This is a genomic window from Shewanella sp. BC20 (assembly GCF_003129585.1).
Classification (GTDB): domain Bacteria; phylum Pseudomonadota; class Gammaproteobacteria; order Enterobacterales; family Shewanellaceae; genus Shewanella; species Shewanella seohaensis.
Map to the genome: position 1 here is coordinate 298736 of NZ_NHRI01000003.1, position 26476 is coordinate 325211.

The following is a 26476-nucleotide window of genomic DNA, read 5'->3' on the forward strand; positions in this document are numbered from 1 at the left end:
TAACCCCCTTAGTAGGCTCCACGGCTGAAAATCACGGCGGGTATGGTCTTGAGTAGCAAGTACAGATCCGCCATTAAAGATTGTTGGTAGATATAATCCACATCCAACTCGACCTGTCGGTCGAAGGGAATGTCAGAGCGGCCAGACACTTGCCAGATACAGGTAATGCCGGGTTTAACTTCTAAACGGCGGCGATCGCTTGGGCTGTATTGCGCGACTTCTCTTGGCAGCGCTGGGCGCGGGCCAACCAGTGACATCTCGCCCTTGAGCACATTCCATAACTGTGGCAGCTCATCGATGGAGGTTTTACGGATAAATTGACCGACACGGGTGATGCGTGGGTCTTGTTTCATCTTAAACAGGACACCGCCTTGCATTTCGTTCGCCTGTTGTAGGCTAGCGAGCCGCGCCTCGGCGTCTTGGTACATGGAGCGGAACTTCCACATGGTAAAAGGTTGATTCCATTTGCCGACGCGCTGCTGGCAAAACAGCACTGCACCGGGGGATTCTAAACGGATAAGTAATGCGACTATCAAGAGCAGAGGCGATAGCAACAATATGGCGATGGCCGCGACCCATATATCGAGGCAACGTTTGACTATGCGGTTTAATAGCAGATGCAAGCGGATGCGTTTGCAACGTTTGAGTGAGCCTGAGTCACTCAAGTTAGGATACAGTAGCGTTTCTTGCGGCTGTGCCTCTGCTTGAGTTGTCGCCTTGAGGCTGGCGTTAGCACGCAGCGCTTTGTATACCCGATATAAAAACAGGGGGTTACCGATAATATAGCGGCGCCACATTCTCTTGGGCTCTTGCATTAACCGCCAAATCCACTCCATGCCAATTTGTCTTAACCAGAGCGGGGCACGGCTAATGCGGTTGGAGTAAAAATCGAACAGCCCGCCCACACCTATCCCAACGGCTGGAGTGAGTTTGGCTTGATATTGATTAAGCCAAAGCTCTTGTTTAGGTGCGCCCATGGCCACCAACAACACGGCAGCGCCAGATTGATTAATCTTTTTAATGACTTGCTTGGTATCAGCCTCATGGAAATAACCATGATGTGTGCCTGCAACTTGCAATTGGGGAAAACGGCGTTGTAACTGCTCAGCAGCTTGGTGGGCTACTTCTGGCGCACCGCCCAGAAGATAGAGCGACAGATTGGCCTCAATCAGGCGCTCACATAGGAGTGGCAACATATCGGTGCCATTCAAATTTCCTTTAAGATCGACACCTTGCCAGCGGCAAGCCATACGTACGCCAATCCCATCGGCAAACACGGCCTCGCACTCATTGAGTTTTTGATGATATTGAGGATCGCAATAGGCTTTGTTTAAACAGTCGGCATTCACAAAGGCAAACGGGGTTAAGTGATGCTTTGGCCGCTGCGCTTGTTGTAAGAGCATATCCAGCATTTGATTCATACTGAGGTTACGCATGGTCACGCCAAAAATGGTGACTTGACTTGCGTGTGATCGGGACTCTGAGGTCATAAGACGATTCAATATTGCGCTCGCTAGTGCAAGGAGGTAACGACTGAGGCTGCTATAGGCGCTAACTAAACTTTGCTCGCTGGACTCAAACTCAATCCCCATACGGCGCTGCATGGCACTAATCGAGAAAATCCCGATCCGGGAGATGCGGATTTCTTGCGAAACATGGATTGAAGCTTCGATGGCAAATTGCGCTTCAACACCCAACAGGCCGATTTCTCCTTTGAGTAGATTCAGCAGCTGCGGCAGGCGATACCCCGCACCTTGATAGGCAAATTGCCACAAGCCCACTTGGCCTTGAGCGCCATGTACATATACGCGTTCGAATACGCTTTGTCCCTGAAGCTTACGAAACACACAAACGCCAAGGATAAAGGGCGAGCAGATCAAGAGGGCCAACGCCGCTACTGCGCTATCGAAGAGTCGAATAGACCAGCGTACTTGAGTCGAGTTCTGAGTATTCATCATGACCTCCATGCATTTCGCTTAGCATTACGCCTTGTGCCAAGTAGGGACGCTCGCTAACGGCTTAGTTGTGCGCTTGGCAAGAGTCACATAGCATAATGCAGGCCAGATTGATAACTCATTTAAAAACAATAACTAAGGCGCTTTCGTTTCATAGGCTAAGTGATTTTTCGCAGTTTGCTTTGCAAGCTGCAAATCCTTTTGAGATGGAAGTATCGGCTAGGGTGTGACTATCTAAGGCGTTGTTATTGCCTTCATCACCAATGCTCAAAAACAAACGCCCGAAATCGATATCAAAGTCATAGAGTGCCACTTACGACAAAAGCAAGGCGGCTGTGTGAGCCGCCTTAAATCTGCAAATGATAAATGTGTCACGGTTAATACTGCCATTTATCTCATTTTAATTGGGTCGTGAGTAAGCTTGCCGTCACCCCATCACGTTTGATTTGCATACGTTGGCGATAGCCTAGGTACTTTTGCCCAAGGGTTTCGCACATTTGATATAAACCGCGTGGCATTAACCATTGCAAATAGGCCGCGACCAGTGTGGTCAGGGTGCGATTAGTTTCCTTGATTAAGATCTGCGGCGAAGTCAGCAGCGCTTGATTGACTAAGTTTTTCGCCATACGGCCATCGCCTAGGCGAATGGCTTGTCTGGCTAAATAGCGAAGCTGATAGGCTCTGGCGGCATTTTCATGCTTTAACAATATCTTAGGGGCATAGCGGCGCGCTTTAGTGACCATTTGCTCCCAGGATGCCAGTTGTTTCACTAAATTCGCCGACAAGCCGCCGTGGTTTAAGCGGTAGTAAGTTAATGGCTCGGGGATCCCCTCCATTTGCCACTGGGTTGTCGCCACGATGCGAAACCAACACTCAATATCTTCCGATTGGCGAAATTGTTCATCGAAATAACAAGTGTAATGTTCGCTGTGGTTCAGCGCTTGGAAGCGAATGTCATTTAAGGTCTCGCGGCGGATCACCGGCGCAGAGCCATTGCCCACCGGATTGCGGCACAGCAAATGGCCCGCATCTATGTCTGTGAGCTGCGGCATCTGGTAAAAATTGATCGGGTTGCCCCGATAATCGATAAAGCTTGAGCGCGAGAAGCTTATCCCCACCTTAGGCGATTTTTGTAGGTGATCCACATGCAGCTTTAACTTATCAGGATGCCAGAGGTCGTCCGAATCGATAAAGGCGACATAGCGACCAATTGCATGGCGTATGCCGGTATTACGTGCGGCGGCTAACCCCTTATTCACGGCGTGCTGCACGAGTCGAATGCGGCTGTCGCAAAATTGTTTACAGCGGGCAAGGCTATTATCGGTGGCACAGTCATTGACTATGATTAGCTCAAAATCCGTAAAACTTTGAGCTAACACAGAGGAAATGGCTTTTGATACAAAAGCTTCCACATTATAGACCGGCATCACCACTGAGACGGTAGGGATCATAATGAACCTCCTAATGAAGGGGATAAGGTGGGTAAACGCAGTTTTTGTGCGGTGGGTTTCATCACAAAATAAGCAAACAGCGGCATATAAATCAGGTAACAGAGGAAGATGCCCATGGCGACACCTTCTAGCCCCCACAGGGTGCCGAGGCTGATACTCATGGCCAGTAGGCCAATAAAACTAGCATTAGCGACTAAGTTGAGTTTGCTAAGCTCGCAGGAAATCAGCAGTTGGCTCGCTGCCTCGCCTAAGGGGCGAGTTAAACCACTTAAACAGAGCAGAATAAAGACCGGCAATGCGCCAGCGTCGAGCCAGTGTTGGCCGTAGACAAAGGGTAAGTACCAAGGGGCGAGTGCACTCTGTAACCCTATGATAGGCAAGGTTACCAGCATGATACTTAGCAGGGCGTGGCGATACTTTAGCAGCGGATCTTCACCATCACTCTGACAAAGATGGGAGTAAAAAGCGGTGCCAAAGCTTTGAATAAGACCAAGACTCATGCCAAGGCTGGTATTGACCGCGAAGAAATAGATCCCAAGCGCTTCGACACCTAAAAAGTAACCCACTAATAAATAATCAATATTTTGTCTCAGGGCGAGGCAAAGATCCCCAAGCGACACCTGAGTACCAAAACGAAATAGCGCGCGACATTGGCCAAAATCTATCTTGGAGAAACAATGCGCTAATGGGGTGGTGTGAATATTATTAATGCCCGAATGCTGCTTGTGCACGGCTATCCAAATCAAGACCACCAGCACCTTAGGCAGAATAATCCCCCAAATCCCCATTCCGCACAGCGCCAGAAGGGCGGTGAGCAAACCATCGGCCACCGTCTGCCACAGGTTGGCTTTTGCGACGATACGCATCTTATTTTGGCGTAGGTTGGCGGCGGCATGCAGCATGCCAAAGGGGAGAAGCAAATAGCTTGTTGCCATGAGTATCATAGGTTTCACTATCTGTGCGTCTTGATAGTAAAGGGCGAGCAATCCACTGAGTAAGCTCAAGGCAACAAAAGACAGTACACACACAAAAATATTGATCAGATTGGCGCTGGCAAGATGAGCGGCAAAGGCGTTGTCGTCCATCTTGATCAGCGACGCCGAAGTGATCCTGCGAATGAAAATGCTGAGGATCTCAAAATTGGTCAAAATGATCGCGACTTGACCGAAGACCTCGGGGGTGAGTAAACGGGCTAAGATGATGCTGCTGCCAAGGCGCACGATACGCCCGCCAACTTGGGCTGAGCCTAACCAAAGTATGCTGCTGGCCAATTGGCGAATACCTTGGTTGTCCCTGAGGGTTTGTATCAATGCCCATCTGCTCATCGCAACACCTATCAGTTAAGAGTGCCTGTTCTGACTATTCAGTTTCTATGCCAGCTTTTTAATGTTTATTTTCTAATTTAAAAACAGGTGGTTATAGCGATTTTAACTAGTTTGCAATTTAGCAGAGCCTTAGGATTTGCGGCCTATTGCAAAATGCAAATCAAGATGCAACGGCCGCGAGTATTGAAAGGACAACGAAAAACTCGCGAAGGGATTTCACTGAGCACTTGGTTGAGTGGCTTCTGATGATTGTTGCGATGATTGTTGCGATGGTTCCAGTAATGAGCTCTTATGGCGAAGACTTGCCGATTGTCTTGCCTGATTGAGGGCAATACCGAGCACTATGAGTCCTGGCCAGAAGAGATAGGCGAGGATCTCAAGATTTTCGCCAAAGGTGTAAAGCAGTAAAATCATCAGTACCGCCATTCCTACCGCCGAGAGTCTCGATTGCATCAAACTGGGTAGCAAGCAGAGCACGCTGACAAACAAGGCCAACGCCAGTGCGAAGGCGCCAACGATCCCCTTCACAAACAAAAGGCCGTACCAAGTGTGATGCGAGCCAATCGGCATGTACTCGACCATATGGGGGCCGCGTTCGACAATGCCATGACCCCAGACAATCGCCTCGTTTGCCCAGCGCTCAAGGGCGATTTGGCCAAGGGCCTCACGTACCCGAGTCGAGTCGGCTCTGGCGGCTTTAACGCTGTGAATACTGGCCTCAATGCTAGAGAGTACCGCCTCGCCAAAAATGCCCGCCAATAAAAAACACGGACTGACTAATAAATACAACCAAGGGGATTTGGCATAGCGGATAAAGTTGAAATAACAGACGAGGGCAAGGCAGCTGAGGATGGCGAGTCTAGATTGGGAGATAAGCACCATCAAGATGCTGCCTGCCAAGCCATAGAAGCGATAACGTTTGTTGGTTTCCTGCAGGGCAAACAGAAAATAAAAGTTACCTACCATGCCAAGTGCGGGCGCCCAAGGGGTAAATAGCCGCCACCTTGGCATACCGCTGCCTGGGTCGATTTCATACAGGCTGACGGCGAAAAATTCAGGCCCAGGGCCGCCGACAATGCTTAAAGGGGAGACATATAAGGTCGTCGGCAGGTGGAGCAGCCAAGCGAGTACAAACAGCGGAAACAATATCAAGGTATGTTTGCCAACTACGCAGCAGGCGCGGTAAATCAGCTGTGGCCGAATTTGCAGACCGCCAATCAGTGGAAATACCGCCAGCAGCGCCCAGCCCTTAGCCCAACCAATGGAGGATTTAATCAATTGGGCTATGCCTAAATGCTCTACCAGATGGCCAATGATTAATGCCAGTAGCATCAACAACATGGCAAATATCCAACTTATTATCGGTAATGAAATCCGGCATCCTTCTGCGTAAAACAGCAGTCTGCCGAGCATTCGCAGCACTAAGATCCAACCGATCACTGGCGCAATCAAATACATGGCACCTAAGAACCAAAAGAAGTAAGTGCCCGTAATAGCCAACCAGACTAGTCGTTCGTCAGAATTTTCTGGAGTATAGGTTTGCGTATCCATAGTATGCTCAATCCGACAATGACCATCATCGAGGCGGCAATGCCACCCACTAAGGTTAGAATCAAGCCCAGCTTGTCAGGCTTTTCGGGGCGAGTCGGTGCTGCAAACAGCTGTAATAACGGGTAAGCGGAGAAGATGTCTGCCTTACCCACATCAATTTTAGCAATGGCGGAAGTAAACACTGCGGTGGCAAGTTGATGGTCGCGGTGTAAATCCTCAAGCTTAGCGGCATCGTCATTACTGTGTTTAAGCCGGGTTTCCCATTCATCAATCTGGGTGCTCAAGGACGCCAGTTCATGGGCTAAGCCTTCGTTTTCTGTGGTGATATTAATCAGTTTTTGCATCAGCGCGGCGCGGCCATCGATATCATCGACGGAGAGGATCAACATCAACTTTGGATCGCAACGCGCCAACAATTTTTGGCAGCGACTATGCAATGCATCCAACATGGTTTTTTGCTCTGTCTTAGCGCTCAGCACTTGCGGATGTTGCTCGCCATAATGACCATTGAGCCCCACCAGTAGCGCGGTCGATTCGGTATATTTGAGTAAGAGTTGTTGGAACAGCTGATCGTTTTTCAGCTTGAGTAAGTCAGTGGATTGGGTTGCCGTCAGGGATAAATCGGCCTCCAACAGTTGCTGGCTGGCAAGGCCACCATTGAGTTTAGCGGTAAGATTGACTTGGCTTTGGCGTAAATGCTCAATGGTGACCGCCACTTCCTTAAATTGATCCAACGAGACCAGCCCAGTCTTAGATTGGAAGGCGACGATATTGGCCTGACTCTGATGCACTTTATCGGCAAAGCTCTCCAGTCCCATTCTGACGCCGTTTTCACGGATATGGATTTCATCGATCCTCAGGTGTGAGAGTGTGCCCTGCAGAGTACGATAGTGTGCCCATGCCTTTTGTTCAGCAAGCTCGGCGCTGTTAGCGCTGATGCTGAATTCCATCAATCCAGTTTGGCTGGGGAGCTTTAACTTCGGCGTTCCCAGCGCAGAGGCTTTTAGGTCTAATTGCGCTGCGGCATCGCTTAATAGCTTGTCGCTTAAGGCGATGGCCTTGTAGTTTTCCCGCGGATCGATGGCAGAACTCAGATAAGGAGAACTGCTCGAACTGCTGGCTTGACCTAGGCTGTCCAAACTCACGACGGCGCCTGCGCCCGCACCGGGTAAAATCAACACCCATTTGCAGGTGTAACGGGTTGGAGTGATAACGATGACAAGACCTGTGATTAGCCAAATCACCGCTAATGCCGACAGCACAGTCTTTAAATATAACTTACGGCGGGCGGGGGCGGGCAGGCTGCTGCCATTGACCAGCGCACGCTTTAACCACTGTAGAGGGTAGCCTTCCTGAGATGCTTTCATGATCAATGTCCCCTCGTCGAATCATCCTAGGGGTGACGTAACCTGTCACCCAAGCGCTGGTTCCGAACTACAAGGTTCGTACTACAGCAAACCGAGTAAACTTGCGGGCACCAGTAAGTCGGTTAAGCTGCGTGCAATCTCACGCACATTGGTCACGCCAGAGTCATAACAGGCTATGCCGTCGCCGGGGAGCAACACAGGGTTCATTTGTGGCTGCCAAGACTCACGGATCAAGCTGTCCAATGAACGCTCGACGATATCGGTTTGATCCGAGAGCGGATTGCGGGTCACCAGTAACACATGGCGACTGGCATTGGTGCTTTGGGCGCCGCCAACACAGTTGGCCGCAATAGCCCCCGTGAGCAGACGTGTGCCGTAGGGGAAACGTGTCGCTTCGGTATCCACCGCAGATTGTGAGTTACTGCTCGCCGGTTGAGTTAAGTTTGAAATAAACACGCGGATCCCTGGCGCGGTGATCTGCGAGGGACGCACCAGTTTATCTTCAAAACGGCGGGTACTTGGGACAAAGATTTGATCGCCAGCACTTAAGAGGAAGCGTGGCACTTGGGTGCCGCTAATTACCCCAGATAAATCCAGTAAAAAATGTTGCTGGCCGCGGATCACGCGTACCTGGCGGATCTGGGCGTCGGGTCTAACACCTCCGGATGCGCGAAGGGCGGCGGCTATGGTTCTATCACTGGCCTGATCGCCGCTATGGCTCTTATCGTCATCCTTAATTTCGGTATCGGATTTTTGATTGATAAAGTGCTGCCCAGGTTCAAACACTGAACCTAATACGGTCACTTCAATCGGTGCCCAGGCGATGGGGCTGATATTGACGCGCACACTGCTGGCCTGCATCAATTGCTCGCTCACTAAGGTTTGGCTTATACGCTCTTTGAGGGCGGCGATTGTTAAACCTTGGGCATTGATGGGCGGTAAGTAGGGCAGATAGATTTGACCGTTGGCATCAATCTCGACATCGGCACTGAAATCCTCGCCATGTAAAACTCCTACCCGCAATTTATCACCTACTGAGAGCTGCACATCTAAGGCGGCAGTATCGCTGAATGTGGCGCTAATGTTTTGAACTTCTGCTGGATTAAAACTGAGGTTTTCCGTTTGTGCCGTTAACAACTGTTGATCCGCCTGACGCAGATAGGAGGTTTGCGGCCCAAAGTAGTGGCAATATTCTCCTGCCTGTTGCTGACAGAGTTGATCCTGAGTGGTGCGCTGGGGAGTGACGCAGGCCGTTAACATGCAAATAGTGGCACCTAGGGTTGCTAGGCTCAAGGAAAAACGGCGTTTGCATTCAATCTTGCCTACATGGCGGTGTGATAAGGTTTCCATGATGTCACTCCCTCTTAGTTGATGCTCTCGCTCGACTAGTGGCAACTAAAGTGCGCGATGGCCGCGTCTTGATCTTCATAAATACTGAATATCTGATGTAAGCGCGTCAGTTCAATCAGAGCACGCACATGGGCCGAGGGTGATAACAGCAGAATTTCACCATCTTGCTGCTGCGCCCGCTTAAGGGCGGAGATCAGCACCGACAATCCGCTAGAGTCGATATATTTCACTTGTTCAAGATTGATGATTAAGCGGTTGGTATTCTGCTCCATATGCCGCAATAGCGCGGCTCTATGGGTAGGTGTGTTGGCCATCATCATCTCTGTTGGAAATATCACTAGGCTCGCGTTGTATTTTTCAAGTGGGAAGAATTTCATGATAATCACCTCTGCCTGCCAGTTAGTATTGAAACCGCATCTTCAGATAGCATTTATCAGGCCAAGATTTTTATTGATTAAAATCAGGTGGTTAATTTGCTTATTAACTGGGCGCTATAGTCAGATTTGAAAATGCATTGCAATTTGCAATGGGGATTGTGTAACGCGAAAACCAAACCTAGCGGTTGGTAAGCCTACCGCTAGGTTTGATATCGAGCGGGTTTAATGATGACGCAGTAAGGTTAATCTTAAGTGTGAACCAAGCACTGTGGTTTGAAAACGCACTGCATCCATCCAGTTGTACATGATCCACAGGCCACGGCCATGCTCGCTCAGTTGGTTTGGACACTCCTCGAAGGCAACCTTTGGCACTGTGGGGGAATGATCGAGTAAATCGACGATGATACGGTCGTGGCTACAATGCACGATCAACACAATAGGCTCATGGGTGTCCTGAGTATGGCTAATCACATTACTTACCGCTTCGAGTACGCAGGTAATCACTTTAAAGCGTTGGCGCTCATGCACATTTTGCATCAGCATAAACTGCTCTAACTCGTCACAGAAGGGATGTTGACGCCACTGTTCATGGGTGAGATTAAACTGCAAGCTGTTCATAGGGCCTCCAGAGCCATATTGGCATAGTTGGCAGATGGGTAAGTAATTAACATCATGGAAATATCATCTTGGGTTGTGCCGCTTTGCCACAGCTTTAAGGCGTGGCTTAAATGGCGCAGCAAGTCTTGGTCGTTTAGGCTGTAGGCATTACGGCACAGGGCTTGTAACCGTTCTAAGCCAAAAAAACCAAATTTAGGGTGTTGGCACTCGTAGGCACCATCGGAAAACAGCAATAATCGAGCCCCAGGTGCAAGCCTTATGAGTTGATCTTGATACTGCACGGCGGCGTGGATCCCAAGGGGCAATTCGGTATCAAGAGGCAAAGGCGCGCAGTCAGTTTCACTCAGCAGTAACGGCGCAGGATGGCCGGCGCTGCACAGGCGCAGCTCGCCAGTCTGGGTATGGATCTTTCCAAGTAGCAGAGTCACGAAACGGCCAGTATTATCGGGATCGCTTAACTCACGATTGAGCTGATTGACTATCTCCTGTGGCGACAAGCCACGCCAATCGGTTCGCTCTAGCGACAAACGCTGGGCAAGGCTGACACTCTGCAGCGCGGCGGCAACGCCATGGCCTGCGGCATCGATCAGGAAAAAACCAAGTTCACCATCACCCAAATCAAAACACTGATATAAATCCCCTGCAAGGTAATGGGCGGGTTGAAACTCATGGTGTAACTGCCAGCCCCTTGGCAAGGTTTTACTGCGGGGCAGCAATTCCCGCTGCACTTTCGCGGCAGAAACTAAATCTTGTTTTAGGGTACTGAGCAAGGCGGATTCCTTAGCCAGCCCTTGCTGTAACAGTTGATTGTTGCGGCTCAGATGGTGCTGCAGCTGCACGATACGCATCGCGGCTAACATTCTGACCTTGAGTAGCTCTGGGTGAAACGGTTTACAGATAAAATCATCGGCGCCGGCTGCAATACCCAGCACTATGTCGGCGGTCTGATTATTAGAAGTTAACAGGATAACAAAGGGCGGTAATTGATGATTTTTAACGATTTGGCACAGCTCAATACCATTCATCTTGGGCATGCGCCAATCGCTGACAATGATATGTACCTCGTTGTGCGCGAGATAATCCACCGCCTCCTGACCATTGCTTAGGCTCTGAACTAACCAACCAAACTGCCTCAATAGCTGAGTGATATAAAGGCGCTCACTGTCCGTATCTTCCACGACCAGCACAGACAAGGTAACGGCTTGCATGGATGACAACGAAGAGAACGGCATAGTCTGGCTCCGATAATGGCGAATATTCTTCGATAGCAAGAGCTATGCCCATTTAAAAAAAGCCTGCTAATTGAGGTTGATACTGTCTACATGCGCTGGCAAGGCCAAGCTAAAGACTGATTTTTTGTAGTTTGTTGCAAAATGCAAATCCGTCATCCATAGTGAGTTTATCTTTTGTGCAATGTTCTCCAAGGTGATTGTTTTTATTGGTGGTATTTTTTGTGGCATAGGGGTTGCTGATATCACCTCAGGGCGCGCTAGGTTGAGGCTCCCTGTGTAGCCTGCATATCATTAACAAAAGGACATTTAGCATGGATAAGTTTTCGACATTAAGCACCCAGTCGACACCGAATAAGGCGAGTCATTGGCAATTTATCTATTTGATAATCCTCATGATAAGTTTAATTTCACCGGTTAATGCCCAAGCTCCTCTCGACGCAAAAAACACAAAACCCATATTGATCTTTGGCGTAGTTCCCCAGCAATCGGCTATTCAACTGGCTAAGCTGTGGCCGCCAATCTTGGCGGCCTTGTCCGAAAATGCAAATTATCAATTGCAATTTGCAACGGCGCCCGACATTCCCACCTTTGAGCAACGCCTGAAAGATGGGCAATACGATATTGCCTATATGAATCCCTATCATTATGTGGTGTTTCATGAAGCGCCTGGCTACCAAGCGCTTGCGCGGGAAAAGGACAAAAAACTGAAAGGATTGCTCGTTGTCCGTAAGGATTCGCCGATAAAGTCCTTAACCGAGCTTGCGGGCAAAACCTTAGCTTTTCCCGCACCTGCCGCATTCGCGGCCAGCGTATTACCGAGAGCGCATTTAAAGCAGGGTAATATCGATGTGCAGGTGAAATATGTTGGCTCCCATGACTCGGTTTACTTAGCCGTACTTCAAGGACTCGTTGATGCCGGTGGCGGGGTGCAGCGCACTTTTAACAATTTGACCGATGCACAAAAACAGCAGCTAAATGTGCTTTGGCAGTCGCCAACCTACACGCCCCACGCCATTGCAACCCATCCCAGAGTGACAAAGGCGCAGCGTCAGCAGTTACTCGAACAATTAATGGCGCTATCCACGACGCCACAGGGGCAAGCCTTACTACAATCCGTCGACTTTTCTTCCTTTGTGGCGGCAGAAGACAAGGATTGGGATGATGTTCGTGAATTAAAACTGGGGACATTAACCAAGCCGCTCGAGGAGAAATAGTGTGTCCTTTAGACTGAAAACCATTTTAGGGATCGCCTTAATCGAAGGCTTACTATTGTTTTTGTTGGTGTATACCAGCATTAACTACCTTAAATTGTCCAATCAGTCGCAAATTGAAAAACGGGCCGAGACCACCTTAACCTTGTTTTCGGTCGCCGCGCAGGATGCGGTGATCAGCAACGATCTCGCAACGCTGCAGTCATTGATCCAAGAGCTGCTGAGTCACAAGGAAGTGCTGTACGTCACTGTGTCAGATCAGAACCGTATTTTGGCCTATGGCGGCGCCGATAAATACATTCAAGTCTCCCATCAGGCGGATGAACACTTAGATCAAGTGGATGATGGGATCTTCGATCTGGTGCAATCCATTGAAGTCAACGGCTATCATTTTGGCTCAGTCAGTATGGGCTTTGAGACACAAAGCCTTGAGAACCTCGTTCATACAGTGACACAGCAGATCCTCTCGATAGCAGGGGTTGAAATGTTGCTGGTGGCCTTGTTTTCACTGTTGTTGGGGCATTATCTCACCCGTAATTTAACCCAACTGACCAGCGCCTCGAAACGCATTTTAGCGGGGGAATTGGGGGTGCGTGTCCCCGTGAAGGGCAAGGATGAAATCGCCCAGATGACTCGCGCTTTCAACAACATGGTGGATAAGGTCGATGCGCGGACCAAGGCGTTGGAAGCGGCGAATATCCGACTCAATACTATTTTAGAGTCAGCGGTCGATGGCTTTGTGATCATCAATGAGTTTGGCATCATCACCGACATCAACCCCGCCGTCAGTCGACTCTTTGGTTATGCTCACAATGAATTGATTGGCCAGAATGTATCGATTTTCATGCCGTTCGACCAAAGACCGCTGCACGATGGTTACATTCAGCAGTACTTCACGACCCATGTTGCCAAAATCATCGGCACCAGCCGCGAGTTAACGGCGCAACGTAAGGATGGGCAGTTATTTCCCATTGCTTTATCCGTGTCGCAGATGAGCATCGACAATCGGGCGATGTTTATCGGTTTAGTCAAAGACTTATCCGAAGCAAAACGCAAAGAAATTGCAGCGGCGAAAACCGAGTCCGTGCTGCTTGCCACCTTAGCGGCGAGCCAAGATTGTTTGATCACTATCGATATGTCGGGGAAAGTGATCGAGTTTAACCTCGCGGCCACACGGCTCTTTGGTTACAGCCGCGAAGAGGCGGTAGGGGCCTTGTTAGAAGACTTAATCATTCCTGATGAGCACCACCATGGGCACCGACAAGGGATGGCCCATTATAAACAAACGGGTGAAGGGCAGATCCTCAATAAACGGGTTGAATTGCAGGCCCGTTGCAAGGCGGGTCATCAAATTCCCATTGAGCTTGAGGTGGTGCCTATTCAGCTTGGTGATGAAGTGCTGTTTACGGCGTTTTTACGGGATATTTCCGAGCGCAAAGCCAACGAACTCAAGTTGCAACTCGCTAAGGAACAAGCTGAGCAGGGCAGCCGGGTGAAATCGCGCTTCTTAGCGACCATGAGCCATGAGATCCGCTCGCCACTGAATGCGATTTTAGGCGGGGTGGAATTATTACTCGATTCGTCCCTGAGTAAGGATCAGCGCATTCACGCCAATATCGCGCGGGAAGCGGGCAGTGCGTTGCTGCATACCATTAACGATATTTTGGACTTCTCTAAGATTGAAGCCGGACAAATGGTGCTTGAGTCCCATGAATTTGAACCGGACAAACTGGTAGCCCAGGTGCTGCAAATTCTGGAGCCTAAGGCCTTTGAGAAAGGATTACAGCTGGTGAGCTTTGTAAACCGTAATGTGCCCCGCACTGTGGTTGGCGATCAGCAGCGCTTACGCCAAGTGCTGCATAACTTGGTGGATAATGCGATTAAGTTCACTTCCTCTGGCACCATTACCGTCGAAATGTGGCTGCCGGACAATCATCAAACAGAGGTGCAACTCTATTGCCGCGTTACCGATCCCGGTATTGGGATTGCGGCGGAGGCTCAAAGCAAATTATTCCAAGAATTCAGCCAAGTCCATGATACCCACAACACCAACTACAAGGGCACGGGTCTAGGTTTAGCCATCTGTAGCGAGCTTATCACTATGATGGGCGGCAGTATCGAATTACGCAGCGAACTCGGTAAGGGCAGTTGCTTTACCTTTTATGTGTCTTTGCAGCTGCTTGATAGCAACTTCTGCCATAGCTATTACTTCCCCGCGCATTCGCGGGTACTGCTTGCCCATCAAGACGCGACCTGGCTCAGGCTCGTATCGAAACAATATTCGCAATATGGCGTGGAAACGGTCGAGGTGCAGGATTGGCCATCGATTAAACGCGCCAAGCAATTTAAGGGGCCGTTCAATCTTATCCTGCTCGATGAAACTTTTTTCTTCGAGGTGGATGAAAAAGATGTCCACCAATTACGAAAAGCACATTTAGCGCCCGATGGCTCCATGGTGGCTTTGGTGTCGGGGATGAGCACTGAGATAGGCCAAACCTTGACGACCTTAGGTCTAGACCAAGTGATCAATAAGCCGTTAAGCCGTGCGATGCAGTTGGCACTCTTGAGTAAGGATGCGCTTGCAAACGAATTTGAAGAGGAATACGTGGCTCAAGAGAGATTCCAAGGCCACATTTTGCTGGCGGAGGATAGTCCCGCCAACCAAATCATTGCTGGAACTATGCTCACCAAGGCAGGCTTTGATGTCACTTACGCCTGTAACGGTGTCGAGGCGGTTAACTTAGTCGATAACAAGCCCTTCGATCTCGTCTTGATGGACGTGCGTATGCCCGAAATGGATGGGCTTGAGGCCACACAAATTATTTTGCAGCAGCACCCAGAGCAAGTGATCCTCGCTATGTCCGCCAATGTGATGAAAGAAGAGATAGAGCATTGTTATCAAGTTGGAATGAAGGACTTTATCGCCAAACCGGTCAAACAAAAGACCTTGTTGCAGGTGATTCAAAAGTGGTTGCCCAATGCCGTTGTCAGTTTACAAAGCCCGGTAAAACCCGCTGAAAATACTGCGAGTCTGCTCGATGAGCCGCTGCTTGCGGAGCTTGAGCAAACCCTGGGTAAGGCGAGTCTATCGAATATGATGAGTATCTTCTGCGATGAGTTAGCGCAGCGGCTCGAGAACTTAAACGCTCTTAAGGCCAGTCAAGTGGACGAGATAGAAGATCAAGCCCACACTCTAAAAAGTAGTTCGGGCAGCTTTGGGGCGGCGGCATTATTTGTACTTGCCCGAAAATTAGAAACCTGCGCCCGTGAGCAACAACTGGGCGCCATCCCAGAGCTGATGGCACAAATTGATGCCCTTGGTAAGCAGACACACAGCGTATTAACGGAACGTTTTATACAATAGGGATAGCTATGAATTATTCTGCATTATTGGTCGAAGATAGCCTGTCACTCAGCGCGCTCTACACTGAGTATCTGCGTGCCGAGGACATAAAAGTGACCCATGCCCATTGCGGCGCAGACGCCTTAAGTGAATTGTCCAACTGGCAGCCCGATCTGCTGATCCTCGATATCAAGCTGCCGGATATGTCGGGGCTGGATATCCTCAAGCAAGTGCAGCAGCGCTATCCCCATATCAGCACAATTATGATCACCGCCCACGGCAGTATCGATATTGCCATCGACGCCATGCGTTCAGGGGCATTCGATTTTTTAGTCAAACCCTTTGATAGTAAAAGGCTTTCTATTACCGTTCGCAATGCGCTCAAGCAAAAGCAACTCTTAGAGCTCGTCACTCAGTATGAAAACAGCTTACCGAAAGGCCATTACCAAGGGTTTATCGGTGATTCGCTGGCAATGCAGAGCGTGTACAAAACCATAGATTGTGTCGCTAACAGTAAGGCGTCGGTATTTATTATGGGGGAGAGCGGTACGGGTAAAGAGGTGTGCGCTCAGGCCATTCACCAAGTGGGTAACCGCGCCGACAAGCCTTTTATCGCCTTAAACTGCGCCTCTATTCCAAAGGATCTGATTGAAAGCGAAATTTTTGGCCACTGTAAGGGCGCATTTACCGGCGCCCACAGCAACCGAGATGGCGCGGCGACTCGTGCCGACGGTGGCACCTTGTTCCTCGACGAAATCTGCGAAATGGATTTAGAGCTCCAGAGTAAACTACTGCGGTTTATCCAAACGGGGACTTTCCAGCGGGTGGGCGGCTCCAAGGAAGAGCATGTGGATATTCGTTTTATCAGCGCGACCAATCGCGAACCCTGGGAAGAAGTCAAACTTGGGCATTTTCGCGAGGATTTGTTCTACCGCCTGCATGTTATCCCCATTGAACTGCCCCCTTTGCGCGAGCGGGGCAGCGATGTGCTTTTACTGGCTAAACAGTTATTAAAAACCTACAGCAAGGAAGAAGGTAAACAGTTTGTCGACTTTAACCCTCAAGCCGCGAGTATGCTGCAAGCCTATGATTGGCCGGGTAATGTGAGGCAACTTCAGAACGTGATTCGCCAAATTGTGGTGCTCAATGACGCAAGTCATGTCGAGCCCAGCATGTTCCCCGCACCGCTGAAGCAGGCCTCGCAACTGAGGAGCAATGTACAAGTTCATACCAGTATGCTTTCACAAAATAGTGCCCAGACTGAAACCCATACGCAGCCTAACAATCCACTGAACATAGATAACGCTATTCCACGGATGAACAGCGAATTAGTGCCAGAGTCCACGCCAGAGGCGCATCCACACATCCAAGAGACGCGGATCCAACCACTGTGGTTAACCGAAAAGCAAACGATAGAAGGGGCGATTGCCCTGTGTGATGGTAATGTTCCTAAAGCGGCAGCACTACTGGATATCAGCCCATCGACCATTTATCGCAAACGGATGACATGGGAAGAACAAGCGGAACGTTCAACTTAATAAATCGCTGCATTTGAGCCGCAGACACTTGTATTAACACAGCTTCAACAGTGTCTGCGGTTAGATATTTATCCTCTTTTGTTGCGCAGCCTAGGCTCCAGTAATCTAGACTCCACTAACCTAGGCTGTGCTAAATCTCAAGCGTGCTAACGCTGAGAGGTTCGGTTTAACTCACAATCGACCCACAGCCTTAAACCTATTCCCTAATCAATGACGACGTTTGGTCTTGAAGAAAGCGAGTAATTGTTTTTGCTTACCCGCTTCTGATAACACATCGTGGCAAGCCTTACTGGCGCTGCCGACGCCCACCACGTTTTGATCGACCATTTCTACCGTTGAAGAGATATTTCTGGAAATATCCTCGGTCACGCTCGATTGTTCGCTCGAGGCCGTAGCGACCACTGTATTGACGTTAGAAATCGCATTGACTGAGGCAGAAATCCCCTGGAAAGCTCTGCGCACTTTTTCCGATACCATTTGGGACTCATCCAGCAAACTGGTGTTGGCCTTCATATAATGGTCGGCCTTTTCCGCCTGAGACTGTAATTTTGAAATAATTTCTTGGATATCAATGGTGGATTGCTGGGTTTTAGCCGCAAGAGAGCGAACCTCATCGGCGACAACGGCAAAACCGCGACCCGCTTCACCAGCCCTTGCCGCTTCAATCGCCGCATTGAGTGCCAATAGGTTGGTTTGTTCGGAAATACTGGTAATCACATCAATAACCGAGCCAATCTCAATAGAATAGTCTTTCAACTGATTCACAATCGAGCCTGAATCTCGGATCGCCGCCCCGATTTTTACTGAAATATTATCGGACTCGCCGAGCGATTTATTGCCCTCTGAGACGTTTGCCATTGCTTCGCCGGCGCTGGTTTCGGCCTCGGTCGCATTTTTACTCACTTCTAGCGCGGTGCTGGACATTTCATTGAGCGCCGTCGCGATTTGCTCGACCTGAACCAACATGTGCTGGGAATTATGTTCAACCTGATTCATGGTGGAGGCGAGGATTTCGGCCGAAGTGGCGGTATTGTCGGCGACGGTAATCAATTGCTCTGTCATCTCAGAAATTTTATCGGCTGTCTCATTACACCCCTGAGCCAAGAGGCCTAATTCATTGCTACCGGTATCCTGAATTCGGTCGGTAAGATCGCCATTAGCCAGTTTGGCAATAAAACTCTGCACAGTATTAATGGAGGTAATAATAAATTTTGAGATGAAGATGGAGGTGGCTAACACCAATAGTGACACTATGACTAAGATGGATACCATTATTGTGATCGATTCATCGTAAATCACATCGCCATAGCTGCTTGCATCCTGCGCGCCTTTGTAATTCAGATCCGATAACTTCAGCAATAAATCCGAATATTCGTTATACGCAGCGAGTGACTCCGTCAGCAGCAATTGCTTAGCATCTTCGTTTTTATTTGCCCGTGACAGTACCAGCAGCTTCTGATGAACGACCAGATATTCCTTATATAAGCGCTGAAAATTATTGAAGATATTTCGTTCTTCATTGCCGCTGATCAGTTGCTCGTAGGTGCGGATAGATTCATCGATTTGCGCTTTGGTTTTATCCAGCTCTCTTTCGGTTTCTTGCATCTGATCACTATCCAACGAAAGAATATGTCGGGATTCTAATACCCTAAGATCTGCGGTTTGACCGTTGAGTCGCTCAATGACCCGTACGGAGGGCAACCAGTCGTTGGATATGACGGTGGACTGATCATTGATGACTTGCATTTTGCCAATAGCCATCATGGTTAACCCTAGAATCGCAATAATAGGAATCGCAAACGCGCCAAGTAATAGGTGACTTATCTTTAGATTACGCATGTAAACCCCAGCAATGATGATTATGCTCAAATGTGTTTATCCGACGCCTGATACAGGCTTATTCCCTCCATAAATATATAAGCCAGACATTCAACTTTCGCTATGCCAACGGATAATTAATCGCTGAATTAACAGCAGTTATTTGCTGGTTTCTAAAGGAGCTTTGTTTCCCACATCGGTTGAACTGATTTTGATGTAGATTAGCAGAACGGCATGATTTTCAGAGCAATCAAGCCACTTACCTTAAGTCTCCTATAAAAACGCCAACTCGAAACAATACAACCAAGTGCCTTAAATAACTTAGGTTCGTTTACCTTCAGGCCCGATGAGCAGGCTATTGCTCAGCGACTTAGCCATTACCTCCCTCAATCTCAGAAACGGCTATGTACAGAATAGAGTAACTACTCTGCGATTGTTTAAGTATACGAAATTACAACGCGCAAGTTGCCGATACTCACGCCATGCACAAGTCACTGAATAACTGACTTGGCCAGGCATGTCTGAAACTCAATATCTCGTGTGACATTTAAACAAATAAATTGAATTTGTTGCCGTTATTAGGTTTGGATAACAAAGTCTCTGGAATTAATTCCATAAATCTGCATAAGTCAATTTTCTTAGAGAAACTAACGTTACTTAATACTTCTGCGATGTTGCCGATTTGGATTAAAGCAACTTTAAATGTTCTCTCGTTTTGGAATGCGTTCCATCTTTAATATGTTCCTGTCTATTAAAACAACAAGGGTGATGACAGATGAGCAAATATGATCTGCTAGGACGCCGTAATTTTATTAAAGGCTTAGGTGCCGCTACAGGTGTTGCGATTGCTGCACCTGCTATGGCGTTATCAGAAAAGGCCGACGGTGTTAAATGGGATAAAGAAGTTGAAGTGCTAATTGTGGGGTCTGGTTTTGCGGGATTAGCTGCAGGTATAGAGGCTATTCGCAAAGGCGCTAAAGATGTACATATATTTGAAAAAATGTCTTATTTCGGCGGTAACTCTGCAATTAATGGCGGTTTATTCGCGGCACCTGGGACGCCAATGCAGAAAAAAGAAGGCATTGATGATTCAGTTGAAAAAATGGTTGCGGATCAAATTGCATCTGGCCGCGGTATTGCGGACGAGAGCTTATTACGGCATGTGGCTTCACATGCTGTAGAGGCGCTGCAAATGACGTTAGATGCAGGAGCTGAATTTCATCCATATTTGCAGCAACTGGGTGGTCATTCCGTTGCTCGAACTTACCAAACGAGTGTGAGTTGTGGTGCCGGTATTACTCAACCTCTGCTAAAAGAGTGCCGCAGGCTAGGTGTAAAGACCCATAACCGCGCTAAGTTTGAAGGTTTCATTTTGGGGGATAAGGGAAATGTTGTCGGTGTGAAAATGCGCGAAAACTATCACTTTGCTGAAGATCAACCAGGGAAGGTTGTTAATATTCGAGCATTGCGAGGCGTGCTGATGGCGACCGGCGGCTTTGCGCAGAATATCGATTTTCGGATGGCGCAAGATCCGACGCTAACCTCTGAAGTAGGCTGTACCAATGCGCCTGGCGCGACCGGTGAGGGCATGTTGGAAATGTTCCGCTTAGGGGCAGTGCCTGTCCACCTTGCCCATATCCAATCTGGGCCATGGGCTTCGCCCGATGAAGGCGGCTTTGGCTATGTATCTAATTATTCTATTTTTAATTTCCCACATTCAATTGCGATTAACTGTATGACTGGTAAACGCTTCATGGATGAGATTGCGGACAGGAAAACACGAGCCGATGCGGAGTTGGCATGTCGTGATGCTAAAGGTGAACCGCTACCACCCATTTTAATTACGAGTTTTAAGGACTCTAAGCAGCATCCTAATACTGCCAAAGTACTTAAATATAATGTGGGTTGGAAGTTCGATACTCTTGAGGAGTTAGCGAAACACTTTGGCGTACCAATCGAGCCATTAAAAGCACAGATTGAAGAATATAACGGCTATGTCAAAACGGGTGTTGATAAGCAATTTAACAAGAATATGACAAAAGCCAAGGATAAATATATTGAAGCGCCATTTACCGTAGTTCGCCTATGGCCAAAAGTGCATTACTGCCAAGGTGGTGTGCAGGTCAATACTAAGGCGCAAGTAAAAGACAGCTTTACGGGTCAACCTATCCCTGGTTTGTATGCCGCTGGTGAAGTTTGTGGCGGTATTCACGGTGTTAGCCGTTTGGGGAGCTGCTCAATTCCAGAATGTATGGTGATGGGTATGACAGCCGCCCGCAGCATGATGCAAGCCTAAGTGGCTAGTAAATAAGAGGAATCAATAATGAAAATGTTAAATATTGTACTCGCGCTGGTCTTAGGTGGCTTGGTGAGTCTGTCTGCTCAAGCCGTAGAGCAACGTCCTTGGCATAAAGAAGTCATTGGCAAAGATTGTAAGGTATGTCACGACAATGGCATCAAGCAATTTCCTTCGGATCAAGCTTGTTTGCAGTGTCACGATGTGGATGATTTAGCCCAGAAAACGGCTCGTAGTGAAGAGGATAAGTGGCAGAATCCACATAATAATCTGCATTATGGTAAAGATTTGCCGTGTCAGGAATGTCACGGTGAACATAAGTCGAAGCAACCTTTATGCAGTAATTGCCACACCTTTAAGTTTGACAAGTATAAAAAGTAAAGGCTCCGACATGGCCTAGGATTACCCTAGGCTATCACTCGATATTAGCTCGCTTTATTTTTTAAGATGATATAAATTGGGCGCAACTAAGCTTGTGAAATAAATATAGCGAATTGACAAATTAAATTATCCCTGCAAAGAAATTTATAGTTAACATCCTCGCCTTATGTGCCCCTTAGTGATTATGACTAAGGGGCTTTTTTATTTTTTTAAATTAGTCTCCCTTGTTAAATATAATTTTATAAATTGTGTGACTAGCGTTGTTTTGTGCCTGCTAGGCAAAGTTACTTATGTGCTGGCTACATTTTTGGAATGGATTCCAAGCGTATTATTCACTCGGTAAGTGGTTAGAAAAATAATATGTGAATAAGGATGAGATGAATGAAAAAGGCAATCATTGCTCTGTCATTGTTATCAGCAAATGCTGCAATGGCGACTGATATACCTGACTTTTTAGATGAGACAGATATATACAACGCGCGGTTTAAGTGTTTGGGAGAACCTGTCAAGCATTCGAAAGCAGATCAAAAGTATCTCGATATGCTTTGGGATGAGACGCTAACCTACCTTAAGGCCTACGCTATCGCGTTAACCAATGGCGAAAACAGTCACTGCCTGAATTCTGATGAGGCCATTGTCGATTCGACCCTGAGTGCAAATAAGATGTGCATTATGGATCGTAGAGACATGCAGTTGATGGTGAAAAACCTCTATCAGGTGATCCACAACGCCGACAAAGCCAAACAATGTTTCGGCGCCCGTGAAGAGGTTAATTGGATTTATAACCCCGGTGGCGAATTAACCAAACACTCACCCGTTGCGCAGTATTTCAAGCGTACAACGTTTGATGAATTCTTTAAAACAAAGGTGACAAATAAAGAGGTACAGAAATTAGGTCAGATCTTCACTGATAATTTCTATAAGATGGTCACTGGTGATGAAGTGAAAATGCCTTCAACCTTTCCATATGATATCAGCGCCAACACTCTACCCAATTTGTGGGCAGCAGCAGGTTGGTTTCCTATGTATGCCGAAGAGAGTAAGCGAAATGATAAGAATTTTAACAACATCCGCGGTGGTTATGCCTATGCTGAGATCTTCGGTCATTGGGGGTTACTGCGTATCGATGAGATTAATGGTGAAAAGGTGGGTGCTGAAGTGGGGATGACGGTGCAGTCAGTCGATACGCTTTATCCCTATCACAATCATGCGATTGCGGAAATCTACTACAACATGCGCGTGCCCGCATGCGTCAACCAATTTAAGAGTTTTGCAGTACGTGCTGATTCACCCTTGCTCAAGACGGTGAAGCAAGATGACAAGATGCGCAGAGTGCAATTCGATGCCGCACAGCACAATGGCCATACCATGTGGTTAGCCAGCAGCTATCAGCAAGATCCCTTGATGTATTTTCACCAGAACACAATACATGCTTTTGATATCGATGGTAGCTGTGAAGCTAAGCCTCATGAGCGGGCTATTGTTTCGGTTTGGGCCAGAAGTAATGCCCATGACAAGCGCAATGACTATGGCACGACACTGCTGTGTGAGTCGGCGAAACATCCAGGGACTCCGGCAAATAAAGATGAGGTTATTCAGTGTGATCTGACTAACTTGAAGTGGTAATAACGGAAAAACAAGGCCAAAAACAAGGCTAAATGAAGTGGTACCGTGCACCTAAAATTGCATGGGAAATAAAGAGGTAAATGATGAAAAATCTAAACTTATATCTTGTCGCGGCATGGATTTTCCTTGCATTGACAACGAGTGCGGTGCAGGCAGAAGAACCACAAAATGGCATTGATATTGGCGGTACAGTTAGGGTGAATTATGCCTATAAAGATTACAGTCAGAGCTCAAAAGATAAGGGCGGCGATCTTACTTTCGATATGGCGGCAATTAAGTTTAACGGTAAGCTGGGTGAGTGGGGACTTGCCAGTGAATACCGTTTTTATGATGGCTGGCAAGCGCTGCGTTATGGTTATGGATTTTACGACCTTAGTGCTGACTGGCAGATTCAGTTTGGCGTGAATCAGGTTCCTTTTGGTAATCCTGGATTTATTTCAAACAGCTTCTGGTTTGGTGTGCCTTACTACTTAGGATTCGAAGATGATTACGACTTAGGAGTGAAAGGGGTATACCAGAAGGGCGCTTGGGGGACCGAAATGGCCTTCTATAAGAATGCAGAATATGGTGCTGGCCGCGCCGATCGTTACTCAACTGATCTGTACAGCGGTATTGTTAACGGCACCGAATACAATAACGAAGAGACGAACCAGTTAAATCTACGTCAAATGTACGAGATGAGCTATGAAGGCGGCAAAACACTTTTGGGTGGCTCTATCGAATACGGCCAGATCTATAACGATGCAACAGGCAACAATGGTGACCGCTATGCTGTCGCGATTCATCTGGATGCGACCTACAATGGTTGGGGCCTACAACTGCAGGCTATGCAGTATGAATATGATGCAGCCGATGCCATAGATAGTAATAAAATAGCGGTCGCTGCTTACAATTGGCAGTATGAGATTGCCTCTAAGGCGCAGGCATACAGTGTTAATATCGCAAAGACAGTCACGACCGATTGGGGTAGTCTTAAGTTCTATAATGATTTTGGCATGGTGACACCGGATGTATCCGATGATAGCTATGATACCAGCTATCAAAATGTGACTGGCTGCGCCATTGCTGCAGGCCCGACTTATACCATGGTCGATTTTATTATGGGTAAAAACATGTATGCCTCCACTCGTGACAATGGTCATGTTGGTTTACCTGAAATCGGTGATAGTTGGGATAAGCGAGTTAATATTAATTTCGGATATTATTTCTAAGCGGTGCTAAAAAAGTATTTCCGACTTATATGTATGCCAATATTTATGTTGGCATACGTTCAAATAGGTTAGCGATAAAACGTTGTTTATCTCACCGAGATTACGCATGATTCTGCATTTTCTAAATGATCTACATTTGCTTTGAGTAATGCGATTAGCTGAATTGTGGCGTCTGTTTGCGTTTCTGGATTGAGATAAATAGATTCATTAAAGAGAGGAAGAGGTGGTAAGCCATATTCGAGTGGATCCAATATTTGCATCTGTTCATTAATGCGAAACTCGGCAATGGGCGCAATGACAAGATCATTCTCTACCGCCATACATAAGGCCTGTGGTGATGGAGTGGATAACAATACATGAATTGGCCGCATATTGAGTTGATGATTGGCAAATACCTGCGCACGTATCGGGCAGTTTTCTGGGTAAAGCGCCATCGGAATCGTCTCGCGTTTATGTGCGTTGCCATCTTTGGCTGCAACCCAATAAAAGCGTCTGGAGAACAGCAACTCACCGTTAATAGGTGTTTGCCAGTGGGTTGCCACGATGAGGTCAAATTCCCCCTGCTGTAGGCGCTTAAACAGATTCCCACTGACATCAGTGTCGATCACGAGTTCGATACAGGTGAATTCTCGAATAAATTCCAATAAACAACTGTTCAAATAACATCCGATGTAGTCGGTAGGCACCCCTAATCTGATAGTTTCTCGGTTGGGACAGTCTTTTAATTCATTCATTGCCTGCGAATTGAGTTGCATCATTTTATAGGCGTAATTTAATAGCGTTAAACCAGCCTCGGTTAAGGCTACGCCTTTGTTGTCTCGCAGCAACAACGATTGACCAACGACCTCTTCAAGCTTTTTGACTTGTAAACTCAAGGTTGATTGTGTGCGGCAGACTTTATCTGCCGCTTTTGATAAGTTGCCGCATTCCGCTATTGCAATAAAACTCTCAAGTAGTTCAATTTTTAACATTTGTTGCTATTGAGTTTATTCATGATGGTATCAGTATTACTCAATTTGGCCTTGCGTTAAACACTGTTATTGTTTGATTGTGAAGTTGCAATGTTATTGATTGTCAGAATGTGGTGAGGTCGAGATGAGTAGTTGGGAGCAAAGGAGAGACTACCTAACACAAGTTGCACTGCGTAGCTTGAGAGGACACAAAACATTTGATTTATGTCGTTCTCATTTGGTGCAGGTGAGTCAAATATCGAAAGGCACTATCTATAATCATTTTACAACAGAAGCTGATCTTATCGTTGCCGTCGCTTCTGCCCAATACGATGAGTGGCTCTTTGCGGCAAAGCAGGACGCACAGCGATATCCAGATCCTTTTAGCAGATTCTTATATCATCACTGCTATCGACTTCATCAAGTCTTATCGCAACAACGGTTTGTGATTGAGCGTATTATGCCCAATCAAACTTTATTATTCGAAGCGACAACGAGTTGCCGGCAGCGATTTGAAAAAATATGTGATGAATACACTCAATGGAATAGAAATACGATCTCAGAAGTTGGTGATATTCCAGGGTTTAATCGAACTGAACTCGTCATGGACTATCTTCGTGGCGCAATGATAAATAGTGATGACTCCAATAGACAAGCGAATGATATACAGCTCTATTGTCAATTTAGTTATGCGTTAACTCAGTTAATGGGGCACTCGGATAAACGTATTCCAACTGAGTTTGTATTTGCCAAGTGGTTATCGAACTTATCTTGCGCTTCATCGGCTGCTTGACGATAAAGCTTTTTGAATTTATGAGACTGCATATCCATAAGAGTCTCGTTGTTAATATGTTAATTTTTTAATATAGCTTGCGG

19 protein-coding genes are annotated in these 26476 nt (G+C 47.5%); 8 read left to right on the forward strand and 11 right to left on the reverse strand.

The genetic code is table 11. From position 1 onward, the window contains the following. Positions 1 to 8 precede the first annotated feature (8 nt). The 9 genes from CBX96_RS05500 to CBX96_RS05540 all read right to left on the reverse strand — a co-directional run bounded on the left by CBX96_RS05500 (position 9) and on the right by CBX96_RS05540 (position 11226). Positions 9 to 1955 carry an exopolysaccharide biosynthesis polyprenyl glycosylphosphotransferase gene (locus CBX96_RS05500; protein WP_109285999.1) on the reverse strand — a complete coding sequence of 649 codons (1947 nt, stop codon included), beginning with the start codon at positions 1953 to 1955 and terminating at the stop codon, positions 9 to 11. A 395-nt stretch (positions 1956 to 2350) separates the two neighbouring features. Then, a complete protein-coding gene (locus tag CBX96_RS05505) occupies positions 2351 to 3406 on the reverse strand; it encodes a glycosyltransferase (RefSeq protein ID WP_109286000.1) in 1056 nt (351 codons plus the stop codon). Beyond that, complete coding sequence (locus CBX96_RS05510) at positions 3403 to 4731, reverse strand: oligosaccharide flippase family protein (protein ID WP_109286001.1); 1329 nt, start codon at positions 4729 to 4731, stop codon at positions 3403 to 3405. The genes CBX96_RS05505 and CBX96_RS05510 overlap by 4 nt, the downstream gene beginning before the upstream one ends. A 216-nt stretch (positions 4732 to 4947) precedes the next feature. Next, on the reverse strand, positions 4948 to 6282 hold the full coding sequence (locus CBX96_RS05515) for an O-antigen ligase family protein (protein WP_258294135.1): 1335 nt from the start codon (positions 6280 to 6282) through the stop codon (positions 4948 to 4950). Then, on the reverse strand, positions 6237 to 7649 hold the full coding sequence (locus CBX96_RS05520; protein ID WP_181382144.1) for an exopolysaccharide biosynthesis protein: 1413 nt from the start codon (positions 7647 to 7649) through the stop codon (positions 6237 to 6239). Before CBX96_RS05520 ends, CBX96_RS05515 begins: the two co-directional genes overlap by 46 nt. 81 nt (positions 7650 to 7730) lie before the next feature. Further along, entirely contained in the window at positions 7731 to 8999 is a 1269-nt protein-coding gene (locus CBX96_RS05525) for a polysaccharide biosynthesis/export family protein (RefSeq protein WP_181382145.1), read from the reverse strand. Positions 9000 to 9034: 35 nt separating this feature from the next. Further along, the gene (locus tag CBX96_RS05530) at positions 9035 to 9376 is read right to left on the reverse strand and encodes an STAS domain-containing protein (RefSeq protein ID WP_089067812.1); all 342 of its coding nucleotides are present in this window, start codon (positions 9374 to 9376) and stop codon (positions 9035 to 9037) included. 222 nt (positions 9377 to 9598) lie between these two features. Further along, positions 9599 to 9994, reverse strand: coding sequence for an ATP-binding protein (locus CBX96_RS05535; RefSeq protein WP_109286002.1), 396 nt, complete (start codon positions 9992 to 9994; stop codon positions 9599 to 9601). Then, entirely contained in the window at positions 9991 to 11226 is a 1236-nt protein-coding gene (locus tag CBX96_RS05540; RefSeq protein ID WP_109286003.1) for a PP2C family protein-serine/threonine phosphatase, read from the reverse strand. The genes CBX96_RS05535 and CBX96_RS05540 overlap by 4 nt, the downstream gene beginning before the upstream one ends. A gap of 311 nt (positions 11227 to 11537) precedes the next feature. Between CBX96_RS05540 and CBX96_RS05545 the strand changes: the two genes are divergently transcribed. The 3 genes from CBX96_RS05545 to CBX96_RS05555 are packed head-to-tail and all read left to right on the forward strand — an operon-like array spanning position 11538 to position 17318. Next, positions 11538 to 12440 carry a phosphate/phosphite/phosphonate ABC transporter substrate-binding protein gene (locus CBX96_RS05545; protein WP_109286004.1) on the forward strand — a complete coding sequence of 301 codons (903 nt, stop codon included), beginning with the start codon at positions 11538 to 11540 and terminating at the stop codon, positions 12438 to 12440. A gap of 1 nt (position 12441) precedes the next feature. Further along, positions 12442 to 15801: a PAS domain S-box protein gene (locus CBX96_RS05550; protein WP_109286005.1), complete on the forward strand. Its 3360-nt coding sequence runs from the start codon at positions 12442 to 12444 to the stop codon at positions 15799 to 15801. Between the two features lie 8 nt (positions 15802 to 15809). Further along, the gene (locus tag CBX96_RS05555; RefSeq protein ID WP_109286006.1) at positions 15810 to 17318 is read left to right on the forward strand and encodes a sigma-54 dependent transcriptional regulator; all 1509 of its coding nucleotides are present in this window, start codon (positions 15810 to 15812) and stop codon (positions 17316 to 17318) included. A gap of 207 nt (positions 17319 to 17525) precedes the next feature. Here CBX96_RS05555 and CBX96_RS05560 read toward each other — a convergent pair whose 3' ends face one another. Next, on the reverse strand, positions 17526 to 19157 hold the full coding sequence (locus CBX96_RS05560) for a methyl-accepting chemotaxis protein (RefSeq protein ID WP_109286007.1): 1632 nt from the start codon (positions 19155 to 19157) through the stop codon (positions 17526 to 17528). Positions 19158 to 19911: 754 nt separating this feature from the next. Here CBX96_RS05560 and CBX96_RS05565 point away from each other — a divergent pair. The 4 genes from CBX96_RS05565 to CBX96_RS05580 all read left to right on the forward strand — a co-directional run bounded on the left by CBX96_RS05565 (position 19912) and on the right by CBX96_RS05580 (position 24650). After that, positions 19912 to 21432: a flavocytochrome c gene (locus CBX96_RS05565; RefSeq protein ID WP_109286008.1), complete on the forward strand. Its 1521-nt coding sequence runs from the start codon at positions 19912 to 19914 to the stop codon at positions 21430 to 21432. A gap of 27 nt (positions 21433 to 21459) precedes the next feature. After that, positions 21460 to 21813 (forward strand): cytochrome c3 family protein, encoded by a 354-nt coding sequence (locus tag CBX96_RS05570; RefSeq protein ID WP_109286009.1) that lies wholly within the window; start codon positions 21460 to 21462, stop codon positions 21811 to 21813. A gap of 381 nt (positions 21814 to 22194) precedes the next feature. After that, a complete protein-coding gene (locus CBX96_RS05575; RefSeq protein ID WP_109286010.1) occupies positions 22195 to 23439 on the forward strand; it encodes a hypothetical protein in 1245 nt (414 codons plus the stop codon). An 80-nt stretch (positions 23440 to 23519) separates the two neighbouring features. Continuing rightward, complete coding sequence (locus tag CBX96_RS05580; RefSeq protein WP_258294138.1) at positions 23520 to 24650, forward strand: hypothetical protein; 1131 nt, start codon at positions 23520 to 23522, stop codon at positions 24648 to 24650. Positions 24651 to 24736: 86 nt separating this feature from the next. Here the strand turns inward: CBX96_RS05580 and CBX96_RS05585 are convergent, their stop codons facing one another. Then, on the reverse strand, positions 24737 to 25621 hold the full coding sequence (locus CBX96_RS05585; RefSeq protein ID WP_109286012.1) for a LysR family transcriptional regulator: 885 nt from the start codon (positions 25619 to 25621) through the stop codon (positions 24737 to 24739). A gap of 124 nt (positions 25622 to 25745) precedes the next feature. On the opposite strand from CBX96_RS05585, the gene CBX96_RS05590 reads away from it, so the two are divergent. Beyond that, on the forward strand, positions 25746 to 26393 hold the full coding sequence (locus tag CBX96_RS05590) for a TetR/AcrR family transcriptional regulator (RefSeq protein ID WP_109286013.1): 648 nt from the start codon (positions 25746 to 25748) through the stop codon (positions 26391 to 26393). Positions 26394 to 26476 lie beyond the last annotated feature (83 nt).